The sequence below is a fragment of the Homoserinimonas sp. A447 genome (genome assembly GCF_054489325.1).
Genome location: NZ_JBTMWW010000001.1, coordinates 759,272 through 773,923 on the forward strand (window position 1 = coordinate 759,272; position 14,652 = coordinate 773,923).

Annotated in this window: 14 protein-coding genes and 2 tRNA genes; 13 read left to right on the forward strand and 3 right to left on the reverse strand. The window is 65.0% G+C overall.

Features of this window, described 5'->3' with window-relative positions; all coding sequences use genetic code 11:
* Position 1 precedes the first annotated feature (1 nt).
* The 8 genes from ACX3O0_RS03700 (at position 2) to ACX3O0_RS03735 (ending at position 6,816) form a co-directional block, all read left to right on the forward strand.
* Positions 2–1,063 (forward strand): ABC transporter permease, encoded by a 1,062-nt coding sequence (locus tag ACX3O0_RS03700; protein WP_459091104.1) that lies wholly within the window; start codon positions 2–4, stop codon positions 1,061–1,063.
* Positions 1,060–2,745: an ABC transporter ATP-binding protein gene (locus tag ACX3O0_RS03705; protein ID WP_459106841.1), complete on the forward strand. Its 1,686-nt coding sequence runs from the start codon at positions 1,060–1,062 to the stop codon at positions 2,743–2,745. The genes ACX3O0_RS03700 and ACX3O0_RS03705 overlap by 4 nt, the downstream gene beginning before the upstream one ends.
* Before the next feature lie 5 nt (positions 2,746–2,750).
* Positions 2,751–3,608, forward strand: a complete 858-nt coding sequence (locus ACX3O0_RS03710) for an ATP-binding cassette domain-containing protein (protein WP_459091108.1) — start codon at positions 2,751–2,753, stop codon at positions 3,606–3,608.
* Positions 3,601–4,623 (forward strand): D-isomer specific 2-hydroxyacid dehydrogenase family protein, encoded by a 1,023-nt coding sequence (locus ACX3O0_RS03715; RefSeq protein ID WP_459106842.1) that lies wholly within the window; start codon positions 3,601–3,603, stop codon positions 4,621–4,623. The genes ACX3O0_RS03710 and ACX3O0_RS03715 overlap by 8 nt, the downstream gene beginning before the upstream one ends.
* Positions 4,624–4,691: 68 nt before the next feature.
* Positions 4,692–4,764: transfer RNA gene (locus tag ACX3O0_RS03720), tRNA-Asn, on the forward strand.
* Positions 4,765–4,833: 69 nt separating this feature from the next.
* A complete protein-coding gene (locus tag ACX3O0_RS03725) occupies positions 4,834–5,742 on the forward strand; it encodes a sensor histidine kinase (protein ID WP_459106843.1) in 909 nt (302 codons plus the stop codon).
* Positions 5,743–5,767: 25 nt separating this feature from the next.
* Entirely contained in the window at positions 5,768–6,514 is a 747-nt protein-coding gene (locus tag ACX3O0_RS03730) for an AzlC family ABC transporter permease (protein WP_459106844.1), read from the forward strand.
* Positions 6,511–6,816 (forward strand): AzlD domain-containing protein, encoded by a 306-nt coding sequence (locus ACX3O0_RS03735; RefSeq protein ID WP_459106845.1) that lies wholly within the window; start codon positions 6,511–6,513, stop codon positions 6,814–6,816. Before ACX3O0_RS03730 ends, ACX3O0_RS03735 begins: the two co-directional genes overlap by 4 nt.
* 6 nt (positions 6,817–6,822) lie before the next feature.
* Here the strand turns inward: ACX3O0_RS03735 and def are convergent, their stop codons facing one another.
* Complete coding sequence (def, locus tag ACX3O0_RS03740; protein WP_459106846.1) at positions 6,823–7,389, reverse strand: peptide deformylase; 567 nt, start codon at positions 7,387–7,389, stop codon at positions 6,823–6,825.
* A 39-nt stretch (positions 7,390–7,428) separates the two neighbouring features.
* On the opposite strand from def, the gene ACX3O0_RS03745 reads away from it, so the two are divergent.
* The 3 genes from ACX3O0_RS03745 to ACX3O0_RS03755 all read left to right on the forward strand — a co-directional run bounded on the left by ACX3O0_RS03745 (position 7,429) and on the right by ACX3O0_RS03755 (position 9,799).
* Entirely contained in the window at positions 7,429–8,376 is a 948-nt protein-coding gene (locus ACX3O0_RS03745; RefSeq protein ID WP_459091120.1) for a DMT family transporter, read from the forward strand.
* A 77-nt stretch (positions 8,377–8,453) separates the two neighbouring features.
* Positions 8,454–9,707: a glycosyltransferase gene (locus ACX3O0_RS03750; RefSeq protein ID WP_459106847.1), complete on the forward strand. Its 1,254-nt coding sequence runs from the start codon at positions 8,454–8,456 to the stop codon at positions 9,705–9,707.
* Between the two features lie 18 nt (positions 9,708–9,725).
* A tRNA-Ile gene (locus ACX3O0_RS03755) sits at positions 9,726–9,799 on the forward strand.
* A 109-nt stretch (positions 9,800–9,908) separates the two neighbouring features.
* On the opposite strand, the gene ACX3O0_RS03760 is transcribed toward ACX3O0_RS03755, so the two are convergent.
* On the reverse strand, positions 9,909–11,582 hold the full coding sequence (locus ACX3O0_RS03760) for a hypothetical protein (RefSeq protein WP_459106848.1): 1,674 nt from the start codon (positions 11,580–11,582) through the stop codon (positions 9,909–9,911).
* A gap of 449 nt (positions 11,583–12,031) precedes the next feature.
* Between ACX3O0_RS03760 and ACX3O0_RS03765 the strand changes: the two genes are divergently transcribed.
* Positions 12,032–12,412: a hypothetical protein gene (locus tag ACX3O0_RS03765; protein WP_459091126.1), complete on the forward strand. Its 381-nt coding sequence runs from the start codon at positions 12,032–12,034 to the stop codon at positions 12,410–12,412.
* Positions 12,413–12,456: 44 nt separating this feature from the next.
* Entirely contained in the window at positions 12,457–13,686 is a 1,230-nt protein-coding gene (locus ACX3O0_RS03770; RefSeq protein WP_459091128.1) for an MFS transporter, read from the forward strand.
* On the opposite strand, the gene ACX3O0_RS03775 is transcribed toward ACX3O0_RS03770, so the two are convergent.
* Positions 13,634–14,434, reverse strand: a complete 801-nt coding sequence (locus tag ACX3O0_RS03775) for a VOC family protein (protein ID WP_459091130.1) — start codon at positions 14,432–14,434, stop codon at positions 13,634–13,636. The genes ACX3O0_RS03770 and ACX3O0_RS03775 overlap by 53 nt on opposite strands.
* Positions 14,435–14,652 lie beyond the last annotated feature (218 nt).

Here is a 14,652-nt window from a genome sequence, read left to right on the forward strand (position 1 = left end):
CATGTCGGTAGAAACCATCCCCGACGTGCAGCGGTCCCGCCCTCCGCTGTGGAAGCGACTCCCCGTCATCCACCAGCTGCGCCAGAGCGTCGGCCTCCAGCGCGGAATGCTGGTCGCCGGGCTCGTCCTCACGGGCATCTTCGTGCTGTGCGCCGCCTTTGCCCCGCTGCTCGCCCCGTTCGGCTACGGTCAACTGCGCGACGATAACGGAACGTTCGGCGCCCAACAGCCACCGTCCGCCGAACACCTGCTCGGCACCACGGTCGGCGGGTACGATGTGCTCTCCCGGGTGATCTGGGGATCCCAGACGGCGGTTTTGGTCATCGTGATCGCGGTCCTCCTGTCGATTTTCGCCGGGGTGTTCCTGGGACTGTTCTCCGGATACCTGGGCGGCTGGGTGGACCGGGTACTGGTCGTCATCTGCGACGCTGTCTATGCGTTCCCCACCCTGCTGCTGGCCATCGTCATGGCCATCGTCATTTCTGGCGGTCAATCGAGCCTGTTCGGCGGAATCCTGGCGGCGGCGATCTCCATCACCGTGGTCTTCATCCCGCAATACTTCCGGGTGATCCGGGCGGAGACGGTCCGCATCAAGGCTGAGGCGTTCGTTGAATCGGCCAAGGTTCTCGGGGCAAGCAGCTTCCGGATCATGTTCCGGCACATCCTGCGGAACGCCACCAGGACGCTGCCGCTCATCTTCACGCTGAACGCGTCTGAGGCGATCCTGACCCTGGCCGGCCTGGGCTTCCTCGGCTTCGGCATCGAGCCGACGTCGGCGGCCGAGTGGGGCTACGACCTGAACAAGTCGATCTCAGACGTCACGAGCGGTATCTGGTGGACTTCGGTCTTCCCCGGCCTCGCCATCGTGATGGTCGTGCTCGGTGTCACCCTGATCGGTGAGAGCATGAACGACCTCGCCGACCCGCGCCTTCGCACCCGCAGACGTGCCGACGGAACACCCACTGTGGGGGCAGCAGCCGCAGTGGTCCCCGGAGGCTCCCTCGACGGGGTCGCCGGGCTGGACACGGCATCCGTTTTCACAATTGAGGAGGGACGCGCATGAGCACTCTGGTTGCTGGTGAAGAAGCGGTTCGCATTGACGATCTGAGTGTCACGTTCGCCACTGACGGCGGAGACGTGCGAGCTGTTGACGGCGTCAGCCTGTCCGTTCGCGCCGGCGAAGTGCTGGCGATCGTCGGCGAGAGCGGGAGCGGCAAGACCGTTACGGCGAAGACCATCCTCGGGCTACTGCCCGAGACCGCCACGACGTCGGGGGCGGTACTGATCGGCGGCACCAACGTCATCCGTCTCTCGGCATCGAAGCTGCGCCAGATTCGGGGCCAGGACGTGGCGATGGTGTTCCAGGAACCATCAACAGCGCTCAACCCGGTCTTCACCGTTGGCTGGCAGATCGCCCAGGGACTTCGCGCGCACGGCAAGTTCACGCGCGCCGAAGCCCGGGCGAAAGCGATCGCCGTGTTGGAGAAGGTGGGAATCCCCGACGCGAAGAACAGGGTCGACTACTATCCGCACCAGTTCTCCGGTGGCCAGAAGCAGCGCATCGTGATCGCCATGGCACTGGTGCTGGACCCCGGGCTGATCGTTGCCGACGAGCCGACCACCGCGTTGGACGTCACGGTGCAGGCCGAGATCCTCGACCTCTTGCGCGACCTGAAAGACGAGTTCAACACCGCCATCGTGCTCATCACGCACAACATGGGAGTCGTCGCCGACCTGGCCGACCGCGTTGTCGTGATGTACGAGGGCAAAGTGGTCGAAGAGGCCGACGCGACCTCGCTGTTCGGAAACCCGCAGCACGAGTACACCAAGAAGTTGCTGGCCGCGGTTCCGCACATCGGCACGGGTGCCGCGAGCACCCGGGAGCGGGCGATGGACCGCGCGATGCTCGACACCAAACCACTGGTCGTCGCCCGTGACCTGATCATCGAATATCCCGGCCGCCTCGGCAGGCCGAGCTTTCGAGCCGTCAACCAGGTCAGTTTCGAGATCGGCGAGCGCGAGGTGCTCGGCCTGGTCGGCGAGAGTGGTTCAGGCAAGACCACGATCGGCCGTGCCATCGCTGGGCTCACGAAGGTCACCGGTGGCTCACTCGAGGTACTCGGGCAGGAGATGCTCGGGGTTCGTGAACGCAAGTTCCGGCCGCTCCGCAGCGAGATCGGTTTCGTGTTCCAGGACCCGGCAACCAGTTTCAACCCGCTCCTGACCATTGCAGAGTGCGTCGCGGAGCCCCTGCTCGTCCACGGCAGGACCCAGAGCGCCCAGGCGGCCCGCAAGCAGGTCGATGAGCTGCTGGAGGCGGTGCAACTGCCCAAGAGCTTCGGTGACCGTTACCCGCACGAACTCAGTGGTGGGCAGCGGCAGCGCGCCAGCCTGGCCCGCTCGCTGGCGCTGAAACCGAAGCTCCTGATCGCCGACGAGCCGACCAGCGCACTGGATGTGTCGGTGCAGGCCAAGGTCCTCGAGCTCTTTGCAGAGCTGCAGCGCGACTTCGGCTTCGCCGCCCTGTTCATCAGCCACGACCTGGCTGTCGTCGACCTCCTCGCCGACCGGATCGGCGTACTCTTCCACGGTGAGCTCGTCGAGGAGGGCCTGGGGGAGCAGGTCCTGGGTGCCCCACAGCATCCGTACACTCAGCGACTGCTCGCCTCATTGCCGGTGCCCAACCCGAAGGAGCAGGCGGAGCGTCGCAGGGAACTGCACCGCTTGAGACACAACGGAGCGTGAGCCGCATGGTCGATCTCGACTCGGCCGGCGACGTGCCGGAAGTGGTGGTCTCAGCGCGGGACCTTTCGGTGCACTATCGCACTCGCAATTCCGCCTCATACTCGCTTGCTGTCTCCGGGGTCAGCTTCGACCTCGCGGAGGGCGAGGTGCTCGGCGTCGTCGGGGAATCCGGGTCAGGGAAGTCGTCCCTGGCCTTCACCGTGGCGGCGAGGGCGGGACGCGGCCTCATCGATGACGGCATCGCGGAGATCTGCGGCGGCACCCTCAGCGTCTACGGAACCGAGGTGCGCGGCGTGACCGCCAGGCAACGCAACCGGCTGACCCTGCGTGTCGGCTACCTGCCTCAGGATGGGGCCGTGCGCCTCGACCCGCGGCTAACGGTCGCCGAGAATGTGGCAGAGCCGATCTACCAGCGCGATCGCCGATTCGACCAGTACGAGGCAGCGGATGCTGTCGCTGCCCTCATCGACTCCGTGCGGTTGTCCCTCGGCATGATGAACCGGATGCCGCACGAGTTGAGCAGCGGGCAACGCCAGCGGGTCGCGCTCGCCCGTGCGCTGATCCTCGAGCCGACACTGCTGGTCGCCGACGAGCCGACCAGGGGTGTCGACGCGACGGTGCGGGAGGGAGTGCTCGACGTGATCCGCGAGTTGCAGGCTGAGCGCAGGTTCTCCGCGTTGATCGTGAGCAGCGATATCGGGGTTGTCGACAGGGTCGCGGATCGGGTCGCCGTGCTGCAGCATGGAATCATGATCGGGCTCGGAACTCTGGACGAAGTGCTGGCCGCCCCAACGCATCCGTACCTGAAGGGGCTGGCTGCGGCCCGACGTTCACCAGCTCATCCGGAGGTTCACCATGCCTGAATCATTCGAAGGTCACGTTCCGCCGCAACATCGGGCAGTCATGGGGTCCGAGCTGGTCGAACAGGTTGCCGGCGACCGGCGCCCGAACCCGGGGCCCATCGCGCTCCTGCCCGAGTCGAAGCCTCTGTTCGAGAACGCGGTACGCGATGCCGGGGGAGCGCTGGCCGAACTGGGTCCCCAGACCCGCGGCCTGGTCTGGCTGGCATCGAAGGGTGCAGCCGAGCTGGCAAAGGTATTGGACGCCAACCCGCAGATCGAGTGGGTGCAGCTGCCCTGGGCTGGGGTGGACGCGTTTGCCGACGTTCTCGCCCAGCACACAGATTCCGCGTTACCTCTCTGGACGAGCGCGAAAGGTGCATACGCCCAACCGGTTGCCGAGCACGCGCTGATGCTCGCACTGTCCCTTCTGCGGGTGATCCCCACCCGGATTCGTGCCCGCAGCTGGTCGACACTGCCAGAAGGGCGTTCGCTCTACGGACTGAACGTCGTGCTCATCGGAGCGGGCGGTATCGCGGTCGAACTGACGCGCCTGCTGCAACCGTTCGGCGTGCGGTTGACCGTGGTTCGCCGCAGCGCTGACCCGTTCCCCGGCGCCGACCGGACCGTGACCGCGGACCGGCTCCACGAGGTACTGCCAACGGCTGACGTGGTCTTTGTGGCGGCAGCCATGACGACGGGAACGGCGAACCTCATCGGGGCCGAAGAGCTCCAGCTCATGAAGACTTCCGCCGTACTCGTCAACGTTGCGCGCGGCGGCCTGATCGACACGGATGCCCTCACCGCAGGCCTCGCTGACGGATCCATCCACGGGGCCGGGCTCGATGTCACCAATCCGGAGCCACTCCCGGACGGACATCCGCTCTGGGACGAGCCTCGCGTGATCATCACGCCACACAGTGCGGATACTCCCGATATGACCGGTCCGCTGCTCGCCGAACGCCTGCGGCTGAACGTGGAAGCTTTCCTCGACCACGGCAGATTCGTGGGCGTTGTCGACCCGAAAGCGGGTTACTGAGCACGAAACGCGGGTGCCGATTTGGTCGTACCCGAATCCTTGGTAAAGTAGCCAAGCTGTTTCAGCAATCCTCGATAGCTCAATTGGCAGAGCAGCCGGCTGTTAACCGGCAGGTTGATGGTTCGAGTCCATCTCGGGGAGCACAGCGTGCGGCCCGGTCTCTTCGGAGGCCGGGCCGTCAGCCGATGAGCCATAGTTCAGGAGTCGTAGATGGACGCGTTGCTCGGTGAGGATGCGTCCCAGACGACAGTCATCCTCGCGGTGGCATCCGCCGCGCTCCTGCTTCTTGCGCTGGTGTTCCTGCTGTTGTGGGTGCGGGCTTCGCGCCGTCGACGGCGCGAGTCGGCCGTTCGTGCCGAGAGTGAACGATCACTCCTCGACCTGGACTCCTTGCTGGCAGAGCAGACTGCCCGGTTGCGCATGGTCGGTGAACTGGGTGGTGTCGCCGTCAGCTCCATCACGGCCATCGTCAGGCAGGCGGATGGCGCGCGGTATGCAGCCGAGAGCGACCCGGGTGCAGCGGTGCGTTCGGTCGCGTCCATCGCGGACGCCGCCCGGGCCACGCTCGATGACCTGCGCCGCGTCACCGACATCGTGAAGCACGGCGAGGCGGATGCCGGTGCGCAGCCTGGCATCAAAACGGCCAGGGAGCTGTTTCGCGTCATGCGCGAGGCGGGGCTTGAGATCCGGTTCGAGGAGACGGGCGAACGCTTCGAGCTGAAGTCCGGTGCGGAGCTTGCGATCTACCGCATCCTGCAGGAGTCGCTGTCGAACGCGTTGAAGTACGGCGGGGAAGGTACCTCGGTCACCGTGGCCTTCCGCTGGAGTGACCAAGGCATCCGTGTCCTGATTGACGACGACGGCATCGGTGCTGCGACCCGCCGCGAGGGCGACGACCCGAACAGCGTCGCCAAGGCCGGCGGTTACACCGTTGATGAGGACGCAGCTGCCCTGACCTCCACACCGAGTGGCCCCGGCATCACTGAGATGCGGGAGCGTGCAGAGTTGTTCGGGGGAGTGTTCCACGCTGAGACGGTTCCCGGCGTAGGTTTCTCGGTTGCCGTCACCTTCCCTGCGCTTCGAACCGGGCCGCTCGCCGACCGCGAACGGATGTCGTAGCCATGGCTGGACGGTTCCCGGCCTGATGGCTCGGAGTGCCGAAGATGCGGTCGCCATCCGTCAGGCGGTCAGCGTCGGGTTGGCGGTGTCTGCGTACGGCGTGTCGTTCGGCGCGCTCGGGGTGACCGCCGGCCTTGACATTTGGCAGACCTGCGTGCTCAGCCTGCTCATGTTCTCCGGCGGTTCCCAGTTCGCCCTGATCGGTGTCCTCGCGTCCGGCGGAGTGGCTGCCGGGCCCGCTGCGATTGCCAGCGCGGTGCTGCTCGGAAGCCGCAACGCCATCTATGCGATGCGGATGGGCCCGATCATCGGCGACGGCTTCTTCAGGCGGGCCGCCGCGGGACACCTGACGATCGACGAGAGCACCGCCGTCTCGACCGCACAGCGCAGCTTGCGTGCGCAGCGCGTCGGCTTCTGGTGGACGGGAATCCTGATCTTCATCGGGTGGAACCTCAGCACGCTCATCGGTGCGTTCGTCGGGGATGCGCTCGGCGATGTCAGCGCGTACGGGCTGGATGCTGCAGCCGCGGCCGCATTCCTCGGACTTCTCTGGCCACGGCTGAAGGAACTGCAACCGGTGGTCGTCGCTGTGGCGGCGGCTGTCGTCGCGGCCGTCCTCACCCCCACGCTGCCTGCCGGACTTCCGGTACTCGCAGCCGCCGTGGTTGCTGTGGTTGTCGGGCTTACCAACTGGCTGGGCGTGAAGCAGCGACACACCCTGGAGGAAGAGGTCAGCGCAGACACCATCGTGACGGGGGATGAGCACCCATGACCCTGTGGACGATCATCATCATTGCGTCGGTCGGATGCTTGGCCCTCAAGCTGTCCGGATACCTGGTGCCGCCCTCCTTCATGGAGAAACCGCGCCCATCGAGGGTCGCGAACCTGTTGACTGTGGCGCTCCTGGCGGCGCTGGTGGCGACCCAGACTTTCGCTTCCGGCAGTCAGGTCGTGCTCGACGCTCGGGTGCCTGCGCTGCTGGTTGCTGCCGGCCTGTTCGCCCTGCGCGTGCCGTTCGTCCTCGTCATCATTGCGGCTGCCGCAACGGCCGCCATCCTGCGCCTGCTCTACTGAACCACCTCAGTCATCCAGGTGGTCAACCCCGGGCAACCAACTGCTCCCCGGCGATCCCCAGCCGTTGCGCTTCACGGCCTTGGCTGAGGCCTTCGCCTGCGCCGGGTCGAGGCGGTCGACGTAGAGCACCCCGTCGAGGTGGTCATACTCGTGCTGGAAGATGCGGGCCAACCAGCCTTCCGCGCGAACCTCGAATGGTTTCTGGTCCAGACCGACCGCCCTCAGGATGGCCAGCTCGGAGCGTCGCAGGGCGAACCTTTCCCCGGGCACCGAGAGGCAGCCTTCGGACTCGTCCTCTTCATCCGCTTCCCCGGTGGGTGTCGGGCTGATCCACAGTTGTGGGTTGATGGCAGCGCCCCTGAAGTGCCTGTCCGAGTCGTCGGTCCAGTCATAGACGAAAAGTCGCAGCCCGACTCCCACCTGCGGGGCCGCCAGGCCGACCCCCGGCGCGGCCTCCATGGTCTCGAACATGTCGGAGACCAGGGTGGCGAGTTCGTCGGAGAAGTCCGTCACCGGGCTGGCTGGGGTGTGGAGTACCGGCTCACCGGTGATTTGGATGGGAAGTACGGCCATTCGCCAAGAATATCGGGCGTCAGCCGGTAGTGTCGTTGCGTGCTGGCGGATCTGACTGACTTGACGGAGTCCCTGACCCCGCTCGCCCTTCTCGGCATTCCGATTGCGTTGATCGGGGCGGTTTTCCTTGCGGTCGGCGCGCAACTGCAACACCGCGGCGTTGGCAAAGTGGATGCTCACGCCCGTGCCCTGCAGGACATCGAGGGGCTGACCCCTCCGGTGCTGAGCACGGCCGGCCTCAGCATGAGCCAACTGGTCGCGCTTGCGCGGAGACCGTCGTGGCTGTTCGGCACGCTCATGCTCGGCCTGGCGATCGTCGCGCAGCTGACCAGCCTGGGGCTGTCGCCCATCACGCTGGTGCAGCCGCTGGGCGCTGTGGCGCTGGTGATCACGGCGATCATGAACGCTCGTATCACCGGGGTGCGGATCGACCGATTGTCGATCAGGGCAATCGGATTCTGCGTCCTCGGTGTAGCCGTTTTCGTCACCCTGGCCGCATTCACCACCACGTCGCGCCCGGTTTCGGATGCCCAGCTGATCATCATCCTGAGCATCCTGAGCGGCGTCACCGTCGCATTCGCCGTGCTGTTCGCCCTCTACCGCAAGCGGTTCAAGGCGATCATGTACATCATCGGTGCCGGGGTGCTCTACGGCTTCGTCGCAACCCTGGCGAAGGTGATCATCGATCGCACGAAGACCGGTGACTTCTTCGAAGTGTTCACGCTGGTGTGCCTGGGCGCGCTCCTGCTGGCGACGGTGCTCGGCGGATACTTCGTTCAGAACGCGTACGCATCCGGCCCTCCCGACCTGGTGATCGCCGGGCTCACGGTCATCGATCCGCTGATCGCCGTTTCCATCGGAATTGTGGTGCTGAACGAGGCGGCCGGCGCCCCGCTGTTCGCGGTGATCGGGTTCGTGCTCGCCGGAATCGTCGCCATGTATGGCGTCTTCGAGCTGGCGAAACACCACCCGCAGAGCCAGCACTAAGCTAGATTGATCCAAGTTTTGAGCAAGACCCTCGTGAACGCCGCGCGGGAATGAACCGTAAGGGACAGCTACACGTCGTGCCCGACACCCCCGATCGAAGCCAGCAGGCTGACCCGCAAGGGTCCCCGAATTCCGCACCACTTCGGGTGCTAATCGGCTGCGACACCTTCCCACCGGATGTGAATGGTGCAGCGAATTTCGCGTCCCGCCTCGCTGCCGGACTGACGCAGCGCGGGCATGAGGTGCACGTTGAGGCGCCGGCGTTCAGCAGCAAGCACGGCAAGTTCACCGAAGAGCACGATGGCGCTGCGTTCACCGTCCACCGCGTGTACTCATGGCGCTGGTTCCCGCACGACTGGCTGCGTTTCGTGTTGCCGTGGCGCAGTCAGGCGCACGCCGCGCGCATCCTCGATGAGGTGAAGCCGGATGTCGTCCACATCCAGTCGCACATCGTCGTTGGTCGCGGTCTGGCCCGGCAGGCGACGAAGCGTGGCATCCGGGTCATCGGCACCAACCACTTCATGCCCGAGAACATGATCGAGCACACGCTGCTGCCGAAATTCCTGCGCCGCCCGGCGATCAGCCTGGCCTGGCAGGATGCCGCAAGGACGTTCCGGCTTTGCTCGGCGGTGACGACGCCGACCCGCAAGGCGGCAGCGTTCCTCGAAGCGGAAACCTCGGTCACGGGAGTCCACGCGATTTCCTGCGGCATCAACGCCAGTCTCTACACGCCGTCGTTCGCACCGCGTCAGGGCAACCGAGTCGTTTTCGTCGGAAGGGTCACCGGGGAGAAGCACATCGACGTGCTCCTGAAGGCGGTCGCCAGGCTCGATAGCGGGCTGGACGTCCAGCTCGACATCGTCGGGGGTGGTGACCAGCTCAGGGAGTTGCAACAGCTCGCCGTCGAGCTGGGCATCCGCGATCGGGTGAACTTCACCGGGTACGTCTCCGACGAGGAGCTCCGCGCGATTCTCACGCGCGCGACCGTCTTCGCCATGCCGTCGATCGCCGAGCTTCAGAGCATCGCGACGATGGAGGCGATGGCATCCGCGCTGCCGATCGTGGCGGCGAACGCGATGGCGCTGCCGCACCTGGTGCACCACCGCGTCAACGGCTACCTGTTCGAGCCGGGCAATGTTGCCGACCTCGCAGAGAAGCTGACCGACGTGCTCAAGGCGTCGGATTCGGACCTGAAACGGTTCAAGGAGACGAGCCTCAAATTCATCGAGGCGCACGACATCGAGCGCACGCTGAACACGTTTGAGAGCCTGTATCGTGGTGAGGCGGTCACCGATCCGGTCACCGAGGTTTCGCTGGACGAGTCCGCGTAGCGGTCCCGCCGGCGATCCGGGGCGGTAGCTCAGCTGGTTAGAGCAGCGGACTCATAATCCGTCGGTCACGGGTTCAAGTCCCGTCCGCCCTACAGGTTTCCTGTATTGCTTCGGGTGATTCTGGACATTTGGTGTTCGGACATCCGGTCTCCCCGCCCGAACGGGGAGGACCGGACACCCGAACTCTGTCCGCGCCGAAACCTATTCGACGCGAGATGCTTTCAGACGCGACATCACCAGAAGGACGCCGCCGAACAGCAGCAGCAGACCGCTGGACATCAGCAATCCGTTCATCGACTGCCCGCCACCGGTCATGGCCAGCGTTTGCAGGTCGCCACACGCCTCCGCCGCGGTGAACGTGAACGTCCACTCCGTCTGTGCCTCGAACTCGAGACCGAACTCGGGTCCATCCGCCTGCGCCGTCACGTTCACGGCGCCCGGAGTCCTCACCGGATACGTTCCGGCCGCTGTCGGCTCGCCATCGACGAGCCAGAGAACACCCTCGATCGCGTTCAGCGTGTACGAACCATCGGTGGCACAGCCCATATTCGTCATGGACGCCAATGGTGTTACCAACGGATGCGTTTCCAGCTCGCCACACGCCTGCGCGGCGGCGACCGTCACTTGCCAGCTGGACTTGCCGTCCAGGACATGGCCGGGCTTCGCCTCCGCCGTCACCGTGTAGTTCCCCGGGGCAACGTTCGTGATCGCCTTGGTGGCCACCATGTCGATTCCGTTGCCCGTGATGCGGTATGCGACAGCATCATTCAGTTCGACGTTGATCGATCCGGCGATGAAGTTACCGAGGAAACACAACTGTCCGTTCACTCCCGGTGTCACGGGCACCACGGTGCTGGGGCAATCCACATCGGTGAATTCAATTGTCCACACAGTCTGCATGTTGTCGGCGAACTGGAACCCGGCATTCGCTGATGCGGTCACCGTGACTGTTCCGACGCCGTCGGCGCGCTGGTCGTCCACGTCGTAGCTGACCTCATTCGAGTCCGAAGGTACGGTGAGCTTGTCGTTCGCGATGCCGCAGTCGTCGGTCATCGTCGGATCGGCAAGCACCTCCAGGACCACCACACAGGGCTCATCCGTGAAGGTGAAGATCCAGGATGCTGTCACGCCGGCCTCGATGGTGAACCCGGGATTCGCCGTGGCGGTCACCGTGACGGTGCCGACGCCGTTGACGCGCTGGTCGTCGACTGCGTAGGAGACCTGGGTCGATGTGGGGAGGGTGTAGCCGTCATCGTCGGTGCCGCACACATCAGAGGCGGTTGCGGCAGGAACGAACGAGACACTCTCGTCGTCGCAGGGCTCATCCGTGAAGGTGAAGGTCCAGGATGCTGTCACGCCGGCCTCGATGGTGAACCCGGGATTCGCCGTGGCGGTCACCGTGACGGTGCCGACGCCGTTGACGCGCTGGTCGTCGACTGCGTAGGAGACCTGGGTCGATGTGGGCAGCCCGTAGCCGTCATTGTCGGTGCCACACAGATCCGCGAAGCTCGGTACAGGGACGTCCGCTACCACGATTGATGGGGTCGGGATCGTACAGACGATGACGTGGCTGATACTGTCCTTCGTCGCATGCATGAACGGTGTTCCGGCCGTGAGCCCGGTGGTGTAGACCTTGTTCTCATCGATACCGCTTCCCGCCTTGATCACGACCTTCGAATAGGTCTTGCCTTCGGGGGCGGCTGGCAACACATACGGGACGGGAACACCGTTGTCGATCTTGTAACAACTCTCGCCGGCGGCTGTCTCCCAGAAAGACTCATGATTCGAGTTGTCCGTGTTCGCCATTGCCGGGTTGACGGCAAGCAGGCTTACCGCCACTACGGCAACACTGCCGATCATTGCGAGAAATTTCACTAAAGGGCGTTTGTTGTGTCCGTCTGGTGTGCGGGGTGCCACCGAGAGTGGTTGCCTCTTGGGTTGCATGGTCATCTCCTTGATAGCGAGCTGTAGAGCTGGGGGTGGGATGCATCGTCATGGGAGCCCGTCCACGCACGGCGCGACGGCTGAGGTGGCGTCTGCATGCCAGGGCGGGATCCTGAACGTTCGGCTCGGTGATGCGGCCGTAGGGTCGGCCGGAGAATTCGGTGTGGGGGATCACCTTCTTGAGGCACTCTGTCGGGTCAGTCGGCTGGCTTCGGGTTCAGCCGACTCAGGTGCGGTGCCTCACGCTAACGTGCTGGACGAGGCATGGCAGGGCGACCCAAGGGTGATACCAGGGTGATACGGCGGGTGAATTACCCCCGGATGAGGGTCACCCCGAGGCCGACGACAGAGTGGACACTCGCATCCGCTAGATTGAGCGAATGTCCACTTTCGCTGCTATCGCCGCCTGCGTGATTCTCGCGGCACTCGCCGTGTTCCAGCTTGGGTTGATCCTCGGCGCGCCGATCGGGCATTTCGCCTGGGGCGGTCAGCACCGAGTGCTGCCCACCAAGCTTCGCGTCGGTAGTGCGGTGTCGATCATCCTCTATGTGCTCTTTGCGCTCATCCTGTTGGAGAGGGCCGGCCTGATGACAGTGTTCGGCAGCGACCCGTTCGTCCAGGTTGCATCCTGGGTGCTGTTCGGGTACTTCACGCTGGGCATCCTGATGAACGGCATCTCCCGCAGCAAGCTCGAACGCAACACCATGGTTCCGGTGACGGTCGTCCTCGCTGTGCTCACCCTCATCGTCGCGCTGGGCTAGTCAGACTGGGCTGGTGCCTGCTGTGGAGGCCATAGCCTAGACGGGTGCGCCTCATCCGTCGTCTTGTCAGCAAGCTGACACCGGATGCTTCGCAGCGGCTTCCACGGGACGTCCTCGTCCTCGGGGTGATCGCCTTCTTCGTCATGGTCGGGTTCGGCGTCGTCATCCCCGTGCTTCCGGTGTACGTCCGCAGTTTCGGGGTCGGCTACGTCGAGGTGGGCGCCGTGGTCTCCGCCTTCGCGCTGGTGCGGCTCGTTGCCAGCCCGTTCTGCGGTTGGCTGATCAACCGCGGGGGTGAGCGCACCATCCTGGCCATCGGCATCGGAATCGTCGCGGTATCGAGTGGCCTGGTCGGGATCGCAGAGACGTACCCCCAGGTGCTGATTCTTCGTGGTGTCGGCGGTGTCGGGTCAGCCATGTTCACCATCTCCGCCATGACCCTCCTGCTCGGGTCCACCCCCGCGACACTGCGTGGCCGCGCCATGGGCTTCTATCAGGGCGGCTTCCTCATCGGTGGCATGGCGGGGCCGGCGATCGGCGGACTTCTCGCCGTCATCTCACTCCAGGCGCCATTCTTCTTCTACGCGGGAACCCTTGCCGTCGCTGGACTCGTCGGCCTGTTCCTGCTTCAGCCGAAGACGCTCGAGGTTGCCGGTGGCCCGACCACCGAGCCGGTCCCGTTCCGGCTGGTTGCGCGGGATCCGCGGTTCATTGCCGCCTGCCTCGCAAACCTGGCGCAAGGCTGGTCATCCTTCGGCGTGCGCAGTGCCCTGGTGCCGGTTCTGGTCGTTGAGATCCTGAACCGGCCGCCGGTCTGGACCGGCATCGCCTTCGCGGTTGCCGCTGTCGCGCAGACGATCGCGCTCGGACCGGCAGGCAAGTTCGTCGACACGGTGGGGCGGCGCCCTGCGATCGTGGGCGCCTACGCCGTCGGGGCGCTGGCAATGCTGGTCATCCCGTTCGCAGCGGACATCTGGATGCTCATGGCCATGCTCTGCCTCTACGGGGTCGCAGCCGCGTTCATGGGGACAGCCCCGGCTGCCGCGGTCGGCGACGCCGCAGGCTCGCGCGGCGGTCAGCCGGTTGCCGTCTTCTCCGCGTTCTCCGATGTTGGCGCGATCATCGGACCGCTGGTTGCCGGCGCACTGGTCGACGCCGTCTCATTCCCGGCTGCCTTCGGCACAGCTGTCGTGCTGATGCTGATCGCATCCGCCTACGCGCTCAGGATGCCCCCGGCGAGGGGCTCTGCCACTCCGACGGGGTCATCACTTTGAACTCCGCCCCGGACGGGTCGGCAAGCGTCGCGAAGCGACCGTAAGGCGAGTCCTCAGCAGCATCGACCACCCGAGCGCCCAGCGACTCGGCCAGCGCAACCGTGCTGTCGACGTTCTCCGTGCCGAAGTAGACATCCCACCGCGCAGGGGCGTCCTCCGCCAGGTCGACGGTGCCGTCCATGATCCCGGCGAGCGAGGTGCCGTCGAAATCGGCGGTCGTGTACTGGAAATCGTCCGTGTCACTTTCGACTTTGGTCATCCAGCCGAAAACCGTCTCGTAGAAGAGCACCGAGGCGCGGTAGTTGGGGGTGATCAGCTCGTGCCACACCGGTGTGCCCGGTTCGTCGAGCCGCGTGAATCCGGTGTGCTGCCCCGGCTGCCATACTCCCACTGCCGCACCGCCCGGGTCCTCGAGCATCGCAACGGTCCCCATTGACCCCACTTCCATCGGCGCGACTGTGGACTGGCCGCCCGAGTCGTCGGCGAGGTCGGCCGTTACCTGGGCATCCGCCGAGGCGAAATACGTGATCCAGCTCTCCGCCGTCTCCGATTCCGGGCCCTTCTGCATGATTCCCGCAACACGGGAGCCGCCCCGCAGGCAATTGATGTAGTCGCCGTCACCTCCGTCGCTGACCTCGAAAGTCCAGCCGAACAGGCCACCGTAAAAGGTGCGTGCCTGCTCAGTGTCTGATGACGGTAAATCGATCCAGCACGGTGCTCCGAGGGGAGCAGTATCGCGGGTGGACATCGTTACCTCCTTGTGAGAATTGCTTCGACCGCCTCTGCCCAGAGCCTACGCACGACGGTGAAACTGTCCAATGAAACGGGTAACGATTGATTACATCCACAGGAAAGGCTGTATTTAGTCAGCATCGTGCACTACTGTCGTGTATTGCAGTTGCAGTACCTCGCAGATCTTGAATGCTGAGCGCCGTTTGGTCGCTTGGAACTTTCGGGAGCGGACGA

Bases quoted from the DNA above. Each gene is read 5' to 3' on its own strand.
- ACX3O0_RS03735 (WP_459106845.1), top strand. From the start codon at position 6,511: ATGACCCTGTGGACGATCATCATCATTGCGTCGGTCGGATGCTTGGCC.
- ACX3O0_RS03765 (WP_459091126.1), top strand. From the start codon at position 12,032: ATGTCCACTTTCGCTGCTATCGCCGCCTGCGTGATTCTCGCGGCACTC.
- ACX3O0_RS03715 (WP_459106842.1), top strand. From the start codon at position 3,601: ATGCCTGAATCATTCGAAGGTCACGTTCCGCCGCAACATCGGGCAGTC.
- ACX3O0_RS03705 (WP_459106841.1), top strand. From the start codon at position 1,060: ATGAGCACTCTGGTTGCTGGTGAAGAAGCGGTTCGCATTGACGATCTG.
- ACX3O0_RS03700 (WP_459091104.1), top strand. From the start codon at position 2: ATGTCGGTAGAAACCATCCCCGACGTGCAGCGGTCCCGCCCTCCGCTG.
- ACX3O0_RS03725 (WP_459106843.1), top strand. From the start codon at position 4,834: ATGGACGCGTTGCTCGGTGAGGATGCGTCCCAGACGACAGTCATCCTC.
- ACX3O0_RS03730 (WP_459106844.1), top strand. From the start codon at position 5,768: ATGGCTCGGAGTGCCGAAGATGCGGTCGCCATCCGTCAGGCGGTCAGC.
- def (WP_459106846.1), bottom strand. From the start codon at position 7,389: ATGGCCGTACTTCCCATCCAAATCACCGGTGAGCCGGTACTCCACACC.
- ACX3O0_RS03775 (WP_459091130.1), bottom strand. From the start codon at position 14,434: ATGTCCACCCGCGATACTGCTCCCCTCGGAGCACCGTGCTGGATCGAT.
- ACX3O0_RS03710 (WP_459091108.1), top strand. From the start codon at position 2,751: ATGGTCGATCTCGACTCGGCCGGCGACGTGCCGGAAGTGGTGGTCTCA.